Source organism: Streptomyces sp. CA-142005 (assembly GCF_050942335.1).
Taxonomy (GTDB): domain Bacteria; phylum Actinomycetota; class Actinomycetes; order Streptomycetales; family Streptomycetaceae; genus Streptomyces.
Window position 1 is genome coordinate 4,986,097 of the sequence record NZ_CP192078.1, and the last position, 17,629, is coordinate 5,003,725.

The 17,629-nt window shown below is 69.6% G+C and carries 14 protein-coding genes and 4 tRNA genes; 12 read left to right on the plus strand and 6 right to left on the minus strand.

Going from position 1 to position 17,629, the window contains the following annotated elements:
- Nucleotides 1-21: 21 nt before the first annotated feature.
- Nucleotides 22-372: a metallopeptidase family protein gene (locus ACQPXS_RS23405; RefSeq protein ID WP_356301149.1), complete on the minus strand. Its 351-nt coding sequence runs from the start codon at nucleotides 370-372 to the stop codon at nucleotides 22-24.
- A gap of 82 nt (nucleotides 373-454) precedes the next feature.
- On the opposite strand from ACQPXS_RS23405, the gene ACQPXS_RS23410 reads away from it, so the two are divergent.
- The 7 genes from ACQPXS_RS23410 (at nucleotide 455) to ACQPXS_RS23440 (ending at nucleotide 4,640) form a co-directional block, all read left to right on the plus strand.
- Complete coding sequence (locus ACQPXS_RS23410; RefSeq protein WP_433451231.1) at nucleotides 455-2,020, plus strand: metallophosphoesterase family protein; 1,566 nt, start codon at nucleotides 455-457, stop codon at nucleotides 2,018-2,020.
- 80 nt (nucleotides 2,021-2,100) lie between these two features.
- A tRNA-Glu gene (locus ACQPXS_RS23415) sits at nucleotides 2,101-2,173 on the plus strand.
- 36 nt (nucleotides 2,174-2,209) lie between these two features.
- Nucleotides 2,210-2,284: transfer RNA gene (locus tag ACQPXS_RS23420), tRNA-Asp, on the plus strand.
- A 24-nt stretch (nucleotides 2,285-2,308) separates the two neighbouring features.
- A tRNA-Phe gene (locus tag ACQPXS_RS23425) sits at nucleotides 2,309-2,382 on the plus strand.
- A 51-nt stretch (nucleotides 2,383-2,433) separates the two neighbouring features.
- On the plus strand, nucleotides 2,434-2,631 hold the full coding sequence (locus ACQPXS_RS23430; protein ID WP_433451232.1) for a DivIVA domain-containing protein: 198 nt from the start codon (nucleotides 2,434-2,436) through the stop codon (nucleotides 2,629-2,631).
- Entirely contained in the window at nucleotides 2,628-2,990 is a 363-nt protein-coding gene (locus ACQPXS_RS23435; RefSeq protein WP_433451233.1) for a hypothetical protein, read from the plus strand. The genes ACQPXS_RS23430 and ACQPXS_RS23435 overlap by 4 nt, the downstream gene beginning before the upstream one ends.
- Before the next feature lie 69 nt (nucleotides 2,991-3,059).
- Nucleotides 3,060-4,640 (plus strand): IS1182 family transposase, encoded by a 1,581-nt coding sequence (locus ACQPXS_RS23440; RefSeq protein WP_433455642.1) that lies wholly within the window; start codon nucleotides 3,060-3,062, stop codon nucleotides 4,638-4,640.
- Nucleotides 4,641-4,700: 60 nt separating this feature from the next.
- Here the strand turns inward: ACQPXS_RS23440 and ACQPXS_RS23445 are convergent, their stop codons facing one another.
- Nucleotides 4,701-5,720, minus strand: a complete 1,020-nt coding sequence (locus ACQPXS_RS23445) for an ABC transporter permease (RefSeq protein WP_433451234.1) — start codon at nucleotides 5,718-5,720, stop codon at nucleotides 4,701-4,703.
- A 90-nt stretch (nucleotides 5,721-5,810) separates the two neighbouring features.
- On the opposite strand from ACQPXS_RS23445, the gene hrpA reads away from it, so the two are divergent.
- The 3 genes from hrpA (at nucleotide 5,811) to ACQPXS_RS23460 (ending at nucleotide 10,995) form a co-directional block, all read left to right on the plus strand.
- Nucleotides 5,811-9,755 (plus strand): ATP-dependent RNA helicase HrpA, encoded by a 3,945-nt coding sequence (hrpA, locus tag ACQPXS_RS23450; RefSeq protein WP_433451236.1) that lies wholly within the window; start codon nucleotides 5,811-5,813, stop codon nucleotides 9,753-9,755.
- A gap of 96 nt (nucleotides 9,756-9,851) precedes the next feature.
- A tRNA-Asp gene (locus ACQPXS_RS23455) sits at nucleotides 9,852-9,926 on the plus strand.
- Nucleotides 9,927-10,803: 877 nt separating this feature from the next.
- Nucleotides 10,804-10,995, plus strand: a complete 192-nt coding sequence (locus ACQPXS_RS23460; RefSeq protein ID WP_433451237.1) for a DUF6274 family protein — start codon at nucleotides 10,804-10,806, stop codon at nucleotides 10,993-10,995.
- A 459-nt stretch (nucleotides 10,996-11,454) separates the two neighbouring features.
- Here ACQPXS_RS23460 and bldC read toward each other — a convergent pair whose 3' ends face one another.
- Nucleotides 11,455-11,661 (minus strand): developmental transcriptional regulator BldC, encoded by a 207-nt coding sequence (gene bldC, locus ACQPXS_RS23465; protein WP_003949541.1) that lies wholly within the window; start codon nucleotides 11,659-11,661, stop codon nucleotides 11,455-11,457.
- Nucleotides 11,662-12,200: 539 nt separating this feature from the next.
- Nucleotides 12,201-13,043: a hypothetical protein gene (locus ACQPXS_RS23470; protein WP_365323907.1), complete on the minus strand. Its 843-nt coding sequence runs from the start codon at nucleotides 13,041-13,043 to the stop codon at nucleotides 12,201-12,203.
- Between the two features lie 199 nt (nucleotides 13,044-13,242).
- Here ACQPXS_RS23470 and ACQPXS_RS23475 point away from each other — a divergent pair, with 199 nt between their 5' ends.
- A complete protein-coding gene (locus ACQPXS_RS23475) occupies nucleotides 13,243-14,349 on the plus strand; it encodes a Leu/Phe/Val dehydrogenase (RefSeq protein WP_433451238.1) in 1,107 nt (368 codons plus the stop codon).
- Between the two features lie 291 nt (nucleotides 14,350-14,640).
- Nucleotides 14,641-14,898 carry a DUF3073 domain-containing protein gene (locus ACQPXS_RS23480; RefSeq protein ID WP_071380680.1) on the plus strand — a complete coding sequence of 86 codons (258 nt, stop codon included), beginning with the start codon at nucleotides 14,641-14,643 and terminating at the stop codon, nucleotides 14,896-14,898.
- A gap of 87 nt (nucleotides 14,899-14,985) precedes the next feature.
- On the opposite strand, the gene purM is transcribed toward ACQPXS_RS23480, so the two are convergent.
- Together purM and purF are read right to left on the minus strand one after the other, a co-directional pair.
- Nucleotides 14,986-16,053 (minus strand): phosphoribosylformylglycinamidine cyclo-ligase, encoded by a 1,068-nt coding sequence (purM, locus tag ACQPXS_RS23485; RefSeq protein WP_433451240.1) that lies wholly within the window; start codon nucleotides 16,051-16,053, stop codon nucleotides 14,986-14,988.
- A gap of 34 nt (nucleotides 16,054-16,087) precedes the next feature.
- Complete coding sequence (gene purF / locus ACQPXS_RS23490; RefSeq protein ID WP_055707139.1) at nucleotides 16,088-17,617, minus strand: amidophosphoribosyltransferase; 1,530 nt, start codon at nucleotides 17,615-17,617, stop codon at nucleotides 16,088-16,090.
- Between the last annotated feature and the right edge of the window lie 12 nt (nucleotides 17,618-17,629).

The following is a 17,629-nucleotide window of genomic DNA, read 5'->3' on the forward strand; positions in this document are numbered from 1 at the left end:
GCCCCCTCACCCGACGCTGTCTCACCCATACCCAAGGGTGTGCAGCCGGGCGTCGTCGATGCCGAAGTGGTGGGCGATCTCGTGCACCACCGTCACCTCCGTCTCCACCACGACGTCCTCGCGCGACTCGCACATCCGCAACGTCGGCCCGCGGTAGATGGTGATCCGGTCCGGCAGCACCCCCGCGTACCACTCGCCCCGGTCGGTCAGCGGCGTGCCCTCGTACAGGCCGAGCAGCTCGGGGTCGTCGGCGGGCGGTTCGTCCTCGACGAACACCGCCACGTTGTCCATGAGCCGCATCAGCTCCGGCGGGATCCGGTCGAGCGCCTCGGCGACCAGTTCCTCGAACTCCTCGCGCGTCATCTCCAGCACATGGTCATTGTCCGGCACGAAGGCCCGTACGAGTGCGGTGCGGCACCGCATAACCGCCCCCGTACACGGGCATACGGCCCCAATGGTCCGCGTCTTTGCCGCAGCCCTCCGCACGATGACGAACCGCATGCGCATACGCCGCCGCGGCACGCGCCCGCTCCCCGCGCTGGAACTCGCCGCCCGGCCCCGCCCCTGGCTCCGCGGCCTGGGCCTCACGGCCGTGGTCCTCTTCGGTGCCTGGCTGGGCCTGCTGATCGTCGGAAACGTACGGGCCCCGGTCGGCCCCATGAACACGACGATGGCGCTGCGCCCGTCGCTCACCGGCGGCACGAAGATCAACGTCTCGCCGCTGGGCGCGCTCACCCTGGACAGCCATGTGGCACCCGTCCGCCTGGACGTCAACGTGGACCAGCTGGACCCGCTGCGTGCCCAGGCCCTGGTCGACCACCCCGAGCGGATCTCCGGCCTCCAGGACGAGGTCGCCAGGGACGTCGAGCACGGCACGCTGGACCTGGCCGTGCGCTCCTGTGTCGCCGTGGTCGCCGGTGCCACGGCCCTCGGACTCGCCGTGTACCGCAGCCCCCGCCGCGCCCTCGCCGCCGGCGGCCTCGCCCTGACCCTGCTGGCCGCGTCCGGGGCGAGCGCGTACGCCACCTGGAACCCCAAGTCGGTCCTGGAGCCGAAGTTCTCCGGGCTGCTCAGCTCCGCGCCGGCGGTGGTCGGCAACGCGCGCAGCATCGTCTCCGACTTCGACGTCTACCAGAAGGAGCTGGCCCGCCTGGTGACGAACGTGACGAAGCTCTACGACGTCACCTCCACGCTCCCGGCCTACCAGCCGGACCCCTCCACCATCCGGGTCCTGCACGTGTCGGACATCCACCTCAACCCGGCGAGCTGGAAGATCATCGCCTCGCTGGTGGAGCAGTACAAGGTGAACGTGATCGTCGACTCCGGCGACACGATGGACCACGGTGTGGCGGCGGAGAACGGCTTCCTTGACCCGATCCGGGACCTGGGCGTGCCGTACGTGTGGGTGCGGGGCAACCACGACTCCCGGATCACCCAGCGCTATCTGGAGCGGATGAGGAACGTGCACGTCCTGGACGACGGCCGGGCGCAGACGGTCGCGGGACTGCGGTTCGCGGGCATCGGCGACCCGCAGTTCACCCCGGACCGCTCGGTGGTGCCCGGCGGGGACGCGGCCGAGCGACTGGCGGGCGACCGGCTGGCCAGCGCCCTGCGCGACCAGCGGGCGACCGGCTCCCCGGTCGACGTCGCGATCGCCCACGAGCCGTCGGCGGCCCGCGAGACGGACGGCGAGGTGCCGCTGGTGCTGTGCGGCCATCTGCACCACGAGGGGGACGAGATGCTGCCCTACGGCACCCGGCTGCGCATGGAGGGTTCCACGGGCGGAAGCGGGCTGCGGGCGGTCGAGCACAAGTACCCCGCGCCCATCGAGGCCTCGATCCTCTACTTCGACCGCGACAGCCACCGTCTCCAGGCCTGGGACGCGATCAAACTGGGCGGACTGGGCGAGACGACGGCCGAGGTCAGCCGCCATCTGGCGGACGAGAGCCGACCGAGGACCACACCTTCCCCGGGCACCCCGTCCCCCTCTTCCCCCACCTCGTCCGCCCCCTCGCCGTAAACCGTTTTGGCGATACTCCCCGGCATCCCATATGCTTCTCACGTCCCCGACGCGCTGAGAAGCGCCCAGGCGGGCCGATAGCCCTCATCGTCTAGCGGCCTAGGACGCCGCCCTTTCAAGGCGGTAGCACGGGTTCGAATCCCGTTGGGGGCACGCAATACCGTGTGCGACACTGTTGCACGCAAGCTTGGTCCTGTGGAGCAGTTTGGAGTGCTCGCCACCCTGTCAAGGTGGAGGCCGCGGGTTCAAATCCCGTCAGGACCGCTGGTGTTTCACGTGAAACACCATGGCTGGGTAGCTCAGTTGGTACGAGCGTCCGCCTGAAAAGCGGAAGGTCGCCGGTTCGACCCCGGCCCCAGCCACAGCCAGAAGGCCCCGTTCAGTGAACGGGGCCTTCGTCGTAGGGGGCATTCATGGCCGATGACTTCCGGGGCTTCGACATCGCTCGGCGTGGTTACGACCGCGCCCAGGTGGACGCCTATCTGACCCGGCTGGCCGAAGGTACGGCACCCGGGGCACCGCCAGTCTTCGACATCGTCCGGCGTGGGTATGACCGGGCTCAGGTGGACGCACGGGTCACACAGCTGCTGAATGGGGGGACGGGGAGATGAGCCAGGACCAGGCCGCCGCCGTGACGGGGGAAACCCAGCTGGAGAAGGTCCGGGCGCGATACGGGCTGCTCGCGGTCATCATCAGCAATGTGGCGATCGTCGCGGTCGCGATCGTCGGGGTGTGGCGGCTCGACGGGGACAAGTCCGTGATCGTCGGCATCCTGACCGCCGCGTTCACCGCGGTCAGCAGCATGACGACCGCCTACCTGGGCATCAAGGCCGTCTCCAACACCGCGCGTTCCATCGCTCTCGGCGACGGCGGCCGATCCTCCCGTCAGCACGGCGCGCCGGCAACCACCAAGGCTCCGGAACCCACTACGGCTCCTGCCACGCCGCCCGCCCAGCGCACCACGTCCTAGAAGGCTCATGAAGATCTTGGGGTTCTGGCCCCGCCGCGTGAGCGGCGGGGCCAGACTCGTTTCGTGGTGATGGGGGAATGGGCCGGGGAGACGGTCGGGCCGGATGTGTGGGAGACGTGCCGGGAGTTGATCCCGGCCGGGAGTGTGTTCGCGTTCCTGGCCGAGCACCGTGGCGCGCTGTTTCCGGCTGAGATGTTCGCGGACATGTACCCGTCGGCGAACGGGCGGCCGAGCATGCCGCCGCAGATCCTGGCCGCGGCGGTCACGCTGCAGGCCCTGCACGGGCTGTCGGACTTCGAGACGGTCCAGGAACTGCGGTGTGACCTGCGGTGGAAGGCCGCCTGCGGGCTGGGTCTGCACGACATGGCGTTCGATGCGTCGCTGCTGGCCTACTTCCGCCGCCGCCTTTCCCGCTCGGTTCGGCCGAACCGCGTGTTCGAAGCCGTGCGCGAGGTCGTGAAGGCCACCGGTGTCCTCAAGGGCAAGCAGCGGCGGGCGCTGGACTCCACCGTGCTGGACGACGCGGTCGCCACCCAGGACACCGTCACTCAGCTCATCGCCGCCGTCCGTGCGGTGATCCGCGAGGTCCCCGGGGCCGGCGAGGTGGCCGCGGTCCAGTGCACTGCGCATGACTACACCGATCCCGGCAAGCCCCGTATCGCCTGGAACGACGAACAGGCCCGCGCCGCCCTCGTCGACGCTCTGGTCACCGACGCACTCAGGCTGCTGGGCCACCTGCCCGAGCAGGAACTGGGCGAGAAAGCGGCCAACGCGGTCGGCCTGCTGGCCCTGGTCGCCGGGCAGGATGTCGAGCCCGCCGAGGACTCCGACGGCCGCGACGGACGCTGGCGCATCACCCAGGGGACCGCGCCGGACCGGATGGTCTCCACCGTCGACCCTGAGTCCCGGCACATCCACAAGACCCGAACCCACCAGCAGGACGGATACAAAGCCCACCTGGCCATCGAGCCCGAGACCGGCTTATACACCGCCGTGGCTCTGCGGCCCGGCGCCGGAGCCGAGCACCACGAGGCCACCGTCGGCCTGGACCTGCTGGCCGACGAGGAGAGCCCGGTGGACGCCTTCGGTGACACCGCCTACTCCGCCGGCGACACGCGCCAAGCCCTCCGCCAGGCGGGGCACCGGCTGTTCTTCAAGCCCGCCCCGCTACGGCCCGCCGTCCCCGGCGGCTTCACTCTGGACGACTTCGCCATCAACACCACCGCCGCCCTCGTGACCTGCCCCGCCGGGCACACGGTCCCCCTGTCGGACCCCGGCGGACAGCACCACCAGCGCAAGGCCGCCTTCAAGGACCTGTGCACCGGATGCCCGCTGCGTGAGCGGTGCACCAAGGCCAAGGCCGGCCGCATCCTGACCATCCGCCCCCACCACGACCTCCAGGCCGCAGCCCGCCACCAAGCCACCACCGATCCCGAATGGCAAGCCGACTACCGGCGCTGGCGACCACCGGTCGAACGAGCCGTCGCCTGGCTCGTCCAGCACGGCAACCGCCGCCTGCGCTACCGCGGAGCCATCGTCAACAACACCTGGCTCCACACCCGAGCCGCCGCCCTCAACCTCCGGCGACTGGTCAACCTCGGACTCACCCACACCGGCGGCAGCTGGCAACTCGCCCCGGCCACCGCATAGCGAACAGGGGCTGCCCGGCCTACGGCCGGACACCCCCCAACCAAGATCTTCATGAGCCTTCTAGGGCTCGTCGGCCGGTCCCACCGGGCGGCCGCCCGGATGCCGTTCGCGCCAGGTCAGGAACACCGCGCAGGAGACGACCGCCCAGCCCGCCAGCACCAGGAAGGGAAAGGCGTGCTGGTGGCCGCGGAAGTACACGGCGGTGTGCTGGGCGTTCACCGAGGCGCCCGGCGGCAGCCAGCGGCCGATGGTTCCGAGCGCAGAGGGCAGGAGCGGCCAGGAGACGGCACCGCCGGACGAGGGATTGCCGAGCATGACCAAGAGCCCCCAGGTCGGCAGCATGGCCCACCGCCCGAACAGGGTGTTGAACATCGTGAACACCATGCCCGTGACGAACATCGTCAGGGCGAGGATCAGCCACGACTGCACGAACGGCAGCTTCAGCGCCCCCAGCCACCAGTCCACCACCGCGGCGATCGTGAAACCGCCGAGCAGGGCGTAGCAGACCGTCACGGCGATGCGCTCCAGGGGGTTCAGGGCCCGCGCGTGCACGCTGAGCTGGATGGATCCGACCATGCCGACGATCACGGCGGCCAGGGAGATGTAGAAGATCGCCAGCCCCCGCGGATCGCCCTTCTGCAGGGGCTTGAGATCCCGGACCGCCACGGGTGTTCCGGTGGCCTTGCCCACCTTCACCGCGGCCTCCGTGAGCACCTGGGCGACCGTGGATCCGGACGCCCCCGACACGTCCAGCGCGATCGCCCGGCCGCCGGCGGGCGCCTCGATCACCGCGAACACCTTCTGCTGGTTCACCGCCCGCACCGCCGCCTCCCGGCCGCTGTACGGGTGCAGGTTCAGCGAGGCGTCCAGGGCCTGGTCCATGCCCCCGATGAACCGCCGGGCCGTCGGCCGGTCGGAGGCGCCGGTCACCGCGATCGGGATGTGGTGCGGGGTCGGATTGGCCATGGCGTACGTGTAGGAGCCGGCGAAGAGGCCCGCTGCCGCGGCGATGAGCACGAGGAGGACGGTCGCGGGGAGGAAGGGGGACTGCTTGAAGGCCGCCCAGCTCGAATCGGACATACGGGATACTTTGGCAGCTCGGCCGGCCATCGACGCCCCGAGTCAAATCGTTCGCGTGTTTTTCGGGCGGGGTGAGATCCTGGATCGCGTATGTCTACGCATCCCGCCCCCGCTCTCGGCACCCTCGCCCCCCGTCTGACCGAGCTGTCGCTGCGCGACGCGCATCGGCTCGGCCGGCGGCTCGAGGGCGCGCGCAAGATCCGTAAGCCGGAGGCCCGCGCCGCCGTCCTCGCCGAGATCGAGGCGGAGGTCGGCAAGGCCGAGGTCCGCATGGCCGAGCGGCGCTCCCGTGTGCCCGCGATCGGCTACCCGGAGCAGCTGCCGGTCAGCCAGAAGAAGGACGTGATCGCGGCGGCCATCCGCGATCACCAGGTCGTCATCGTGGCCGGTGAGACCGGTTCCGGAAAGACCACGCAGATCCCGAAGATCTGTCTGGAGCTGGGCCGTGGCGTGCGCGGCATGATCGGGCACACCCAGCCCCGGCGTATCGCCGCCCGTACCGTCGCCGAGCGCGTGGCGGAGGAGCTGAAGACGCCCCTCGGCGAGTCCGTCGGCTGGAAGGTGCGGTTCACCGACCAGGTGAACCCGGACGCCACCTTCATCAAGCTGATGACGGACGGCATCCTGCTCGCCGAGATCCAGACCGACCGCGAGCTGCGCGCCTACGACACGATCATCATCGACGAGGCGCACGAGCGGTCCCTCAACATCGACTTCCTGCTGGGTTACCTGGCGCAGCTGCTGCCCAAGCGGCCGGACCTCAAGGTCGTCATCACCTCGGCGACCATCGACCCCGAGCGCTTCTCCCGGCACTTCGGCGACGCCCCGATCATCGAGGTCAGCGGCCGTACGTACCCCGTGGAGGTGCGCTACCGGCCGCTCCTGGAGGAGGACTCGGACGACGCCGACCGGGACCAGATCACCGCGATCTGCGACGCGGTCGAGGAACTCCAGGCCGAAGGCCAGGGCGACATCCTCGTCTTCCTCTCCGGTGAGCGGGAGATCCGGGACACGGCGGACGCCCTGGAGAAGAAGAAGTACAGATTCACCGAGATCCTGCCCCTCTACGCCCGGCTCTCGCATGCCGAGCAGCACCGGGTCTTCCAGCCGCACACCGGGCGCAGGATCGTTCTGGCCACCAACGTCGCCGAGACGTCCCTCACCGTCCCCGGCATCAAGTACGTCATCGACCCCGGCTTCGCCCGGATCAGCCGCTACAGCCATCGCACCAAGGTCCAGCGGCTGCCCATCGAGGCGGTCTCCCAGGCCAGTGCCAACCAGCGCAAGGGCCGCTGCGGCCGTACGAGCGACGGCATCTGCATCCGCCTGTACTCCGAGGAGGACTTCCTCGCCCGGCCGGAGTTCACGGACGCGGAGATCCTCCGTACGAACCTGGCCTCCGTCATCCTCCAGATGACCGCGGCCGGGCTCGGCGACATCGAGAAGTTCCCCTTCATCGACCCGCCGGACCACCGCAACATCCGCGACGGCGTACAGCTGCTGCAGGAGCTGGGCGCGCTCGACCCCGCCCAGAAGGACCCGCGCAAGCGCCTCACCGACACCGGCCGCAAGCTGGCCCAGCTGCCCGTCGACCCGCGCCTGGCCCGCATGGTGCTGGAGGCCGACAAGAACGGCTGTGTCCGCGAGGTCATGGTCATCGCGGCCGCGCTGTCCATCCAGGACCCGCGCGAGCGCCCTGCCGACAAGCAGGCCCAGGCCGACCAGCAGCACGCCCGCTTCAAGGACGAGACCAGCGACTTCCTCGCCTACCTCAACCTGTGGCGGTACATCCGCGAGCAGCAGAAGGAGCGCGGATCCAGTTCCTTCCGGCGGATGTGCAAGCAGGAGTACCTGAACTTCCTGCGCATCCGCGAGTGGCAGGACATCTACACCCAGCTGCGCACGGTCGCCAAGCAGATGGGCATCCACCTCAACGAGGAGGACGCACCGGCCGACCGCATCCACACCTCCCTGCTCGCCGGCCTGCTCTCCCACATCGGGATGAAGGACGTACGCGACGGCAACAAGAACGAGTACCTGGGCGCCCGCAACGCCAAGTTCGCGATCTTCCCGGGCTCGGCGCTGTTCAAGAAGCAGCCGAAGTTCGTGATGTCGGCCGAGCTGGTGGAGACCTCCAGGCTCTGGGCGCGGGTCAACGCGAAGATCGAGCCGGAGTGGGTCGAGCCGCTCGCCGGGCACCTGCTCAAGCGGACGTACAGCGAGCCGCACTGGGAGAAGGACCAGGCGGCCGTGATGGCGTACGAGAAGGTCACGCTGTACGGCGTCCCGATCGTCGCCCAGCGCAAGGTGAACTACGGCCGCATCGACCCGGAGACCAGCCGCGAGCTGTTCATCCGCAACGCGCTGGTGGAGGGCGACTGGCGCACGCACCACAAGTTCTTCGCCGACAACCGCAAACTCCTCAGCGAGGTCGAGGAGCTGGAGCACCGGGCGCGGCGCCGGGACATCGTGGTCGACGACGAGACGCTCTTCGACTTCTACGACCAGCGGGTGCCCGAACACGTCGTGTCCGGCGCGCACTTCGACTCCTGGTGGAAGCGGAAGCGGCACGAGCAGCCCGACTTCCTGGACTTCGAGCGGGAGATGCTCATCCGGGAGTCGGCGGAGGCGGTCACCAAGGCCGACTATCCGGACTCCTGGCGGCAGGGGCAGCTGAAGTTCCGGGTGACGTACCAGTTCGAGCCGGGCGCGGACGCGGACGGCGTGACCGTGCACATCCCGCTCCAGGTCCTCAACCAGGTCACGGACGAGGGCTTCGACTGGCAGATCCCGGGCCTGCGCGAGGAGGTCGTGACGGAGCTGATCCGCTCCCTCCCGAAGCCGATCCGCCGCAACTACGTGCCCGCGCCGAACTACGCGAAGGCCTTCTTGGAGAAGGCGGTCCCGCTCCAGGAGCCGCTGACGGTCACGATGGCCCGTGAGCTCAAGCGCATGGTCGGCGTCCCCTTCGAGGCGGACGACTTCGACTGGTCCAAGGTCCCCGACCACCTCAAGATCACCTTCCGGATCGTCGACGAACGGCGCCGGAAGCTGGCCGAGGACAAGGACCTGGAGGCGCTGAAGCTCAGGCTGAAGCCGAAGGCCAGGAAGGCGCTGTCGCAGGCGGCGGCAGCGACCGCGTCCCGCGAGGGCGGGGAGTCCCTGGAGCGTACGGGCCTGTCCGACTGGACGATCGGCACGCTCACCCGCGTGTTCGAAACGCGCCGGGCCGGCCACCCGGTGAAGGCGTACCCGGCGCTGGTGGACGACGGCGACACCGTCTCGGTGCGGCTGTTCGACACGGAGGCCGAGCAGACCGAGGCCATGTGGAAGGGCACCCGACGGCTGATCCTGCGCAACATCCCGGTGAACCCGGCGAAGTTCGCGTCCGAGAAGCTGACGAACGCCCAGAAGCTGGCGCTGTCCGCGAATCCGCACGGCTCCATCCAGGCGCTGTTCGACGACTGCGCGATGGCGGCGGCCGACAAGCTGATCGCGGACTTCGGCGGCCCGGTCTGGGACGACGAGTCGTACCGGAAGCTGTACGACAAGGTGCGCGCGGAGATCGTCGACACGACGGTCCGTACGGTCGCCCAGGTGCAGCAGGTCCTCGCCGCCTGGCAGGCCTGTGAACGCCGTCTGAAGGCCGTGAGCAGCCCCGCGCTGCTGGCGAACCTGACGGACGTGCGCAAGCAGCTGGACGCGCTCGTGAAGCCGGGATTCGTCACGTGGGCGGGTATACGGCGCCTGCCCGACCTGATGCGCTACCTGGTGGCCGCGGACCGGCGCCTGCAGCAGATGCCGACCAACGTCCAGCGGGACACCACGCGCATGGAGAAGGTCCACGAGATGCAGGACGAGTACGCCTGGCTCCTGGAACAGCTCCCGCAGGGCCGCCCGGTGCCGTCCTCGGTCCTGGACATCCGCTGGATGATCGAGGAGCTGAGGGTCAGCTACTTCGCCCACGCCCTCGGCACCGCGTACCCCGTCTCCGACAAGCGGATCGTGAAGGCGATCGACGCGGCCGCGCCGTAACCGTTCGCGTACAGGGGGTGAGTTCGACCAGGCGGCCTCACCTCCTGTACAGTCTCTTCTCGCAGCGCAGTGCACAAACGAAGCGCCGCGAAACCTGGTCCTGTGGAGCAGTTTGGAGTGCTCGCCACCCTGTCAAGGTGGAGGCCGCGGGTTCAAATCCCGTCAGGACCGCAGAGAGAAGGGCCCCCCGCGTGGGGGCCCTTCTTGCATGCCCGCCAAGCCGGAAGCCGCGCCCGCGGCGAAGCAGCAACCAGGCACAGCAAATCCCGCCAGGACCGCCCCAGAGAAGGGCCCCACACAGGAGCCCTACCTCCACGCCTGACGACACTCGGGCTACCACCCCGCCGAGGCGAAGGCCGCCCCCGCGGCGAAGCTGCAACCAGACACAGCAACCGCACCAGGACCACAGCGGAGAGGCCCCCGCGCAGGTCCCCGCCTCCACGCCAGCCGACACCGGCCCACCACCCCGCCCAAGCCGGAAGCCGCGCCCGCGGCGGACCGGCAACCAGACACAGCAAACCGCCAGGGCCGCCACAGAGTACGGCCCCACACCGGAGCCCTACCTCCACGCCAGCCGACACCGGCCCACCACCCCGCGGAGGCGAAAGCCGCCCGCGGCGGAGCAGCGACCAGGCACAGCAAATCCCGCCAGGACCCCGGGCCAAGCCGGAGGCCGCGTCCACAGCACGGGCCGCGATCAGGCACAGCAATCCCCTCAGAGCCCCCCACAGAGAAGCGCCCGCACCCGGCGGCGGAGGCGGCCCCTTCCGTAAGCCGTCGCTGCTCCCGTGCCGGTCGGTGCACTCGGCGGCCGGTGAGGGAGGACAAGGCCCGTTCACAGGGCCGGCAGGGACTGGGCGGTGGAGCACCCAGGGGACGGGCGGCGGGATCGCCGGACACCGCCCCAGCGGACCGCGGCGGGAGCGGGCGGCAGTGGCGCGCGAGGGCGCGGCTGTACCAGCGGGGCCGCTCGGCCTTGACGGCGTCACATTCCGTCGGTACCCAGAAGACAGGGCCCGTTCCCCTGTGCGGTCCGCGGAGGTGGCGTATGGCGGCATCGGTCAGGCACGAGACGCGGGCGCTGCTGAGGGCCCATCTGTCGGCCGCCTCGTCCTACCGGCACCTCACCCGCCACTGCCCCGTCTGTCACCACCTGCTCCGGCTGGCGATGGACGCCGGCCCGCTGGACCCCGAAGCGAGCGACGAGGAAGCCGAGGACGAAACTCCGCGCAGCGCGTGAGCGGCGCCGGCCCAACAGCCCTGCCTCCGTGGGACGCTGGAACCGATCGCTCCACTAGCGCACCCGTGCCGTCGGCAACAACCGCCGGGACATGTGACGGGAGTCACCGCATGAGTTTTTGAAAGGGCGGTACTTACCCCCTACCTACAACTGGTCAATTTAATATGTGCAATTGCACCCACCGCAGGGGACACGCACAGCGGTTCCGACAGCCCTGCTCAGACTTCGACAAGGCCGCTCACAGAGGCCCACCGCGCCCCCCGACCAGCGCACAAAAAAGATCGCGCTGGACCCGGCGGAGTCCAGCGCGATCTACGACGCACCCTGTGTCGCTGCCTACAACGTTCTCTTCGGCTTGGGCGAGGGCCCTGTTGGGGCAGGTCCCGCGTCGCTTGGAGCTAGGGTTTCGGGCGCCTCGGCCGGTGGGGGACCTGCCGGATTGCCCGCTTATTCGGTTGTTCAGGCCTCGCTGCGCTGCTGCGGGATGCCCGCGAGCAGTGCGCGGACTTCGGCCTCGCGGTAGCGGCGGTGCCCGCCGAGCGTACGGATGGACGTGAGCTTGCCGGCCTTCGCCCACCGCGTGACCGTCTTCGGGTCGACGCGGAACATCGTGGCGACCTCAGCCGGGGTCAGCAGCGGCTCGGCATCAGGGGTGCGAGCGGTCATGAGCGGCCTCCTCGGGAGAACCGAACCTTCTCGGTTCTTTCCTCTAAATTCTGCACCTTGACCCGCGTTGCCCGAAATGGCGGACGCGAGTCGAGTCGGTTATAGGACGAACGGCTTGTCCTCGGCACTACAACTACACCATCTGTCCAGCCGCGTCGGCCAAACCGATGGAATTGCCCTCCCAGGTGTTCATCAGCGACGGAAGCCGATGGACCATGCCATAGCGGACAGTCACGCCACTGTGACGATCAGTCACAGGACGATCAGGAGTCACAAGGCCCCCCAAAGCGTGCAATGCTGAGATTCCGCCCACAATGGAGCACAGATGGACGGACGGAGCCCTCCCCGGACTCCTTGTCCTATTTTGGCATGAGGGGCGGCAAGAGGCGCAAGGGCCGTGTAAGTGCCGTCCATCACCCTTGGGACAAAAGTCCAGATCGGGACCAACGTCCCGTCACATGGTCAAGTGGCCTAGACCGTACGTCGTTCGGCGTGGTTTGGGCCGTGACGTACGTCACTCTTCCAGCGTTTCTGGAACTTCAGTTCGCTGAACGCCGGTCCCGGACCGCCCGCCACCGCTCCACGAGCCGCACATAGGCCTCCCCGGCCGCCGCGCCGTCGCCCCGGCGCAGCGCCGCGATGCCCTCGGCCACGTCCGCCGCCGAGTGGTCGCCCTCCAGCTCACCGGCCGGCAGCACATGCACCAGGCCGCCGTAGTCGAGCTCGACCAGCGAGCGCGGATGGAACTCCTCCAGCCAGCGGCCGACGTCCACCAGGCCGTCGATCAGCGGGCCTTCCTCGACGGCGTCCTTCAGGGCGCGCAGCGCCCGCGCCACCCGCCGCCGGGCCTGCACCATCGGCGTGCGGTAGCGCAGCAGCGGCGGCACCTCGGCGGTGCCCTTCTCGTAGCGCCGCTCCTCGTCGGACACCAGCACGAACCAGTTCAGCGGCACCTGCCAGGTCGCCGTGCGGATCCACGGGCGGGCGTCGGGGTTGCGGGCGAGCCAGCGCTCGTAGTCCTGGGCGGCCTGGCGCCGTACGACCGGGGGCAGCACCGCGTCCAGCACCGGCGCCGGAAGCTCCTCCGCCAGCTCGCCGAGCGCCTGCCAGCCGCGCAGCCGGGTCCGCCAGGGGCACACGCAGACCACGCCCTCGACCTCCAGCACGAAGGCGTCGCTGCTCTCGTGCACCGGCACCGCGACCGGCGGGGTGGGCAGCAAGTCGGCCAGGGAGCGGCGCAGTTCGTCCTGGTAGGAGGGGCGGTCGGGGCGGCGGGCGTAGCGGGCCCAGTGGCCGCGCTCCGGCTCCGGGAAGGCGCCCAGCGGCTCGTACACGCGCAAGTACGCGGCATAGGGGACGACCACGGAGGACACCTTCGGCACGCCTGCTCCCTCCCCATCGGGCCCGGCTCGAAACCACTGCAAATCGTGCCATGGTCATGCGTGCGTAAGAGGCGCGGGAGAGTGATCCTGAACACTGCACGGATGGTGGTCGTGCCAAGGCTCTACGCTCATGCCACGGCACCCCGCCACCCGTACGGGGTCCACCCCACTCGCCGCTCTTTACACAGGAGTCACCACAGTGACCGACGTAATTGGCGCACCTGCCGATGTACTGCAGACCCTGTTCCACTCGGACCAGGGGGGTCATGAGCAGGTCGTGCTCTGCCAGGACCGCGCCACCGGCCTCAAGGCCGTGATCGCCATCCACTCCACCGCCCTGGGTCCGGCCCTCGGCGGTACGCGCTTCTACCCCTACGCCACCGAGGCCGAGGCCGTCGCCGACGCCCTCAACCTCGCGCGCGGCATGTCGTACAAGAACGCCATGGCCGGTCTCGACCACGGCGGCGGCAAGGCCGTGATCATCGGCGACCCGGAGCGCGACAAGACCGAGGAGCTGCTCCTCGCCTACGGCCGCATGGTCGCCTCGCTCGGCGGGCGCTACGTCACCGCGTGCGACGTCGGTACGTACGTCGCCGACATGGACGTCGTGGCCCGCGAGTGCCGCTGGACCACCGGCCGCTCCCCGGAGAACGGCGGCGCCGGCGACTCCTCCGTGCTCACCGCCTTCGGCGTCTACCAGGGCATGCGCGCCTCCGCCCAGCACCTGTGGGGCGACCCCTCGCTGCGCGGCCGCAAGGTCGGCATCGCCGGCGTCGGCAAGGTCGGCCACCACCTGGTGAAGCACCTGATGGACGAGGGCGCCGAGGTCGTCGTCACGGACGTGCGCGCGGACGCCGTCCAGCGGATCGTCGACCAGTACCCCACGCGGGTGACGGCGGTCGCCGACACCGAGGAGCTGATCCGGGTCGAGGGTCTCGACGTCTACGCCCCCTGCGCGCTCGGCGGCGCCCTGAACGACCACAGCGTGCCGGTGCTCACCGCCAAGGTGGTGTGCGGCGCGGCCAACAACCAGCTTGCGCACCCGGGCGTGGAGAAGGACATCGCGGACCGCGGGATCCTCTACGCGCCGGACTACGTGGTGAACGCCGGCGGAGTGATCCAGGTGGCCGACGAGCTGCACGGGTTCGACTTCGACCGGTGCAAGGCCAAGGCGGCGAAGATCTTCGACACCACCCTGGCAATCTTCGCACGTGCGAAGGAAGACGGGATTCCGCCGGCCGCCGCGGCCGACCGGATCGCCGAGCAGCGGATGGCCGAGGCGCGCGCCGGCCACGCTGCGCACTGAGTCCGTCGCACAGGTGAGCGGTACCCGCCGGTGGGGGCTTGGAGAGAACTCTCACTTCCATCGGCGGGTCGTTCCCCGATAAGTGGTTAAAATCGCCACTGACCAGCGAGGACGGGGCGCCTCGAAGGTCCTGGGCACACGCGCGTGCTGCGGGCGACGTACCGTATGGGCGCGGGCTCAGGTACCGTGGAAGCCCTACGGACCGGCCTCTCCACGGAGGGTCCGTTCCGGATCATGAACGCGTGTCAGACTCTGGGGCCGTCGAGCCCCTGTCACCGAGGGGGTCGAGCCATGGGGCGCGGCCGGGCCAAGGCCAAGCAGACAAAGGTCGCCCGCCAGCTGAAGTACAACAGCGGTGGGACTGATCTTTCACGTCTGGCCAGTGAACTGGGCGCATCGACTTCGAGCCAGCCGCCGAACGGCGAGCCGTTCGAGGACGATGAGAACGACGAGGACGATCTCTACTCTCGTTACGCCGACCTCTACGAGGACGACGACGAGGAAGAGGACGACAACGATCCTCACCAACAGCACCGTCGCGGCGCTTGACCTTGCAGTGACCAGTCCGGTCGGTGGCATAGCCACCGACCGGTTTCTGTGCTGTCCGCACGGTCGGCACGGTCGCCGCCCGCAGGATCAGGCGGCGTAGTCCCCCACCAGCTCCGCGCCCGTCTCCTTGTCGCCGCGGTCGGTGATCTCGCCGGCCACCCAGGCCTCGACGCCGCGGTCGGCCAGGGTCGCGAGGGCCACCTCGGTGGACTCCGCGGGGACGATCGCCATCATGCCGACGCCCATGTTGAGGGTCTTCTCCAGCTCCAGGCGCTCGACGTTGCCGGTCTTCCCGACCAGGTCGAAGATCGCGCCCGGGGTCCAGGTGGAGCGGTCGACGACCGCGTGCAGCGCGTCGGGGATAACGCGGGCCAGGTTCGCCGCGAGTCCGCCGCCGGTGATGTGCGAGAACGCGTGCACGTCCGTGGTGCGGGTCAGCGCCAGGCAGTCCAGCGAGTAGATCTTGGTGGGCTCCAGCAGCTCCTCGCCGAGCGCGCGGCCGAGCTCCGGGACCTCCGTCTCCAGCGCCAGGCCGGCTGTGTTCAGCAGGACGTGGCGGACCAGGGAGTACCCGTTCGAGTGAAGCCCGGAGGACGCCATGGCGATCACCGCGTCACCCTCACGGATGCGATCCGCGCCGAGCAGCCGGTCGGCCTCCACGACGCCCGTACCGGCCCCGGCGACGTCGAAGTCGTCCTCACCCAGCAGGCCCGGGTGTTCGGCGGTCTCGCCGCCCACCAGGGCGCATCCGGCGAGCACACAGCCCTCCGCGATGCCCTTCACGATGGCCGCGACGCGCTCGGGGTGGACCTTGCCGACGCAGATGTAGTCCGTCATGAACAGCGGCTCGGCACCGCACACCACGATGTCGTCCATGACCATGGCGACCAGGTCGTGGCCGATGGTGTCGTAGACGCCCATGCGGCGGGCGACGTCCACCTTCGTGCCGACGCCGTCCGTGGCGGAGGCGAGCAGCGGGCGCTCGAAGCGCTTGAGGGCGGAGGCGTCGAAGAGCCCGGCGAAGCCGCCGAGGCCGCCGAGGACCTCGGGGCGCTGGGTCTTCTTCACCCACTCCTTCATCAGCTCGACCGCGCGGTCGCCCGCCTCGATGTCGACGCCCGCCGCTGCGTAGCTGGCACCAGTTGTCTCAGACATGACTGTGAGAGCTTTCGTGTCGTACTGCAGGGTGTTACGGGCGACGGATCGCGTCGGCCGCGGCCGTGGCGGCGGGACCGGCCGCCAGCTCGGTCTCCAGGAGCTGCTTGCCGAGCAGCTCGGGGTCCGGCAGCTCCATCGGGTACTCGCCGTCGAAGCAGGCGCGGCACAGGTTCGGCTTGGCGATGGTGGTCGCCTCGATCATGCCGTCGATGGAGATATAGGCGAGCGAGTCGGCGCCGAGCGAGGTGCCGATCTCCTCGATGGTCATGCCGTTGGCGATCAGTTCCGCGCGCGTGGCGAAGTCGATGCCGAAGAAGCAGGGCCACTTCACGGGCGGCGAGGAGATCCGGATGTGGACCTCGGCGGCGCCGGCCTCGCGGAGCATGCGGACCAGGGCCCGCTGGGTGTTGCCGCGCACGATCGAGTCGTCGACGACGACCAGGCGCTTGCCCTTGATGACTTCCTTCAGCGGGTTCAGCTTCAGGCGGATGCCGAGCTGGCGGATGGTCTGCGAGGGCTGGATGAAGGTCCGGCCGACGTAGGCGTTCTTCACGAGACCGGCGCCGAAGGGGATGCCGGAGGCCTCCGCGTAGCCGATGGCGGCCGGGGTGCCGGACTCCGGGGTCGCTATGACCAGGTCGGCCTCGACGGGGGCTTCCTTGGCCAGCCGGCGGCCCATCTCCACCCGGGAGAGGTATACGTTCCGGCCGGCGATGTCGGTGTCCGGGCGGGCCAGGTACACGTACTCGAAGACACAGCCCTTGGGCTTCGCTTCCGCGAATCGGGAGCTGCGCAGACCGTTCTCGTCGACGGCGACGAACTCGCCCGGCTCGATCTCGCGGACGAAGCTGGCACCGCAGATGTCCAGGGCGGCGGTCTCGGAGGCGACCACCCAGCCGCGCTCCAGGCGGCCGAGGACCAGCGGGCGGATGCCCTGCGGGTCACGGGCCGCGTAGAGGGTCTGCTCGTCCATGAAGACGAGCGAGAAGGCACCCCGCACCTTCGGGAGGACCTGGTGGGCCGCCTCCTCGATGGTGAGCGGCTTGCCGTCCTCGTCGACCTGGGCGGCGAGCAGGGCCGTCAGCAGGTCGGTGTCGTTGGTGGCCGCGACCCGGGTGGAGCGGCTGTTGTTGTCGTTCGGCAGGTCGGCGACCATCTCGGCGAGCTGCGCCGTGTTGACCAGGTTGCCGTTGTGGCCGAGCGCGATCGAGCCGTGCGCGGTGGCGCGGAACGTCGGCTGGGCGTTCTCCCACACGGAGGCGCCGGTGGTCGAGTAGCGGGCGTGTCCGACCGCGATATGACCCTGGAGCGAACCGAGCGAGGTCTCGTCGAAGACCTGGGAGACCAGGCCCATGTCCTTGAAGACGAGGATCTGGGAGCCGTTGCTGACCGCGATTCCCGCGGATTCCTGACCCCGGTGCTGGAGGGCGTAGAGCCCGAAGTACGTGAGCTTTGCGACCTCTTCACCCGGAGCCCAGACACCGAAGACGCCGCAAGCGTCCTGGGGGCCCTTCTCGCCGGGAAGCAGATCGTGATTGAGTCGACCGTCACCACGTGGCACGCCACCGAGTGT

Bases quoted from the DNA above. Each gene is read 5' to 3' on its own strand.
- ACQPXS_RS23435 (WP_433451233.1), top strand. From the start codon at position 2,628: ATGAGCCAGGACCAGGCCGCCGCCGTGACGGGGGAAACCCAGCTGGAG.
- ACQPXS_RS23430 (WP_433451232.1), top strand. From the start codon at position 2,434: ATGGCCGATGACTTCCGGGGCTTCGACATCGCTCGGCGTGGTTACGAC.
- hrpA (WP_433451236.1), top strand. From the start codon at position 5,811: ATGTCTACGCATCCCGCCCCCGCTCTCGGCACCCTCGCCCCCCGTCTG.
- ACQPXS_RS23445 (WP_433451234.1), bottom strand. From the start codon at position 5,720: ATGTCCGATTCGAGCTGGGCGGCCTTCAAGCAGTCCCCCTTCCTCCCC.
- ACQPXS_RS23480 (WP_071380680.1), top strand. From the start codon at position 14,641: ATGGGGCGCGGCCGGGCCAAGGCCAAGCAGACAAAGGTCGCCCGCCAG.
- ACQPXS_RS23440 (WP_433455642.1), top strand. From the start codon at position 3,060: ATGGGGGAATGGGCCGGGGAGACGGTCGGGCCGGATGTGTGGGAGACG.
- ACQPXS_RS23460 (WP_433451237.1), top strand. From the start codon at position 10,804: ATGGCGGCATCGGTCAGGCACGAGACGCGGGCGCTGCTGAGGGCCCAT.
- ACQPXS_RS23410 (WP_433451231.1), top strand. From the start codon at position 455: ATGGTCCGCGTCTTTGCCGCAGCCCTCCGCACGATGACGAACCGCATG.
- purM (WP_433451240.1), bottom strand. From the start codon at position 16,053: ATGTCTGAGACAACTGGTGCCAGCTACGCAGCGGCGGGCGTCGACATC.
- bldC (WP_003949541.1), bottom strand. From the start codon at position 11,661: ATGACCGCTCGCACCCCTGATGCCGAGCCGCTGCTGACCCCGGCTGAG.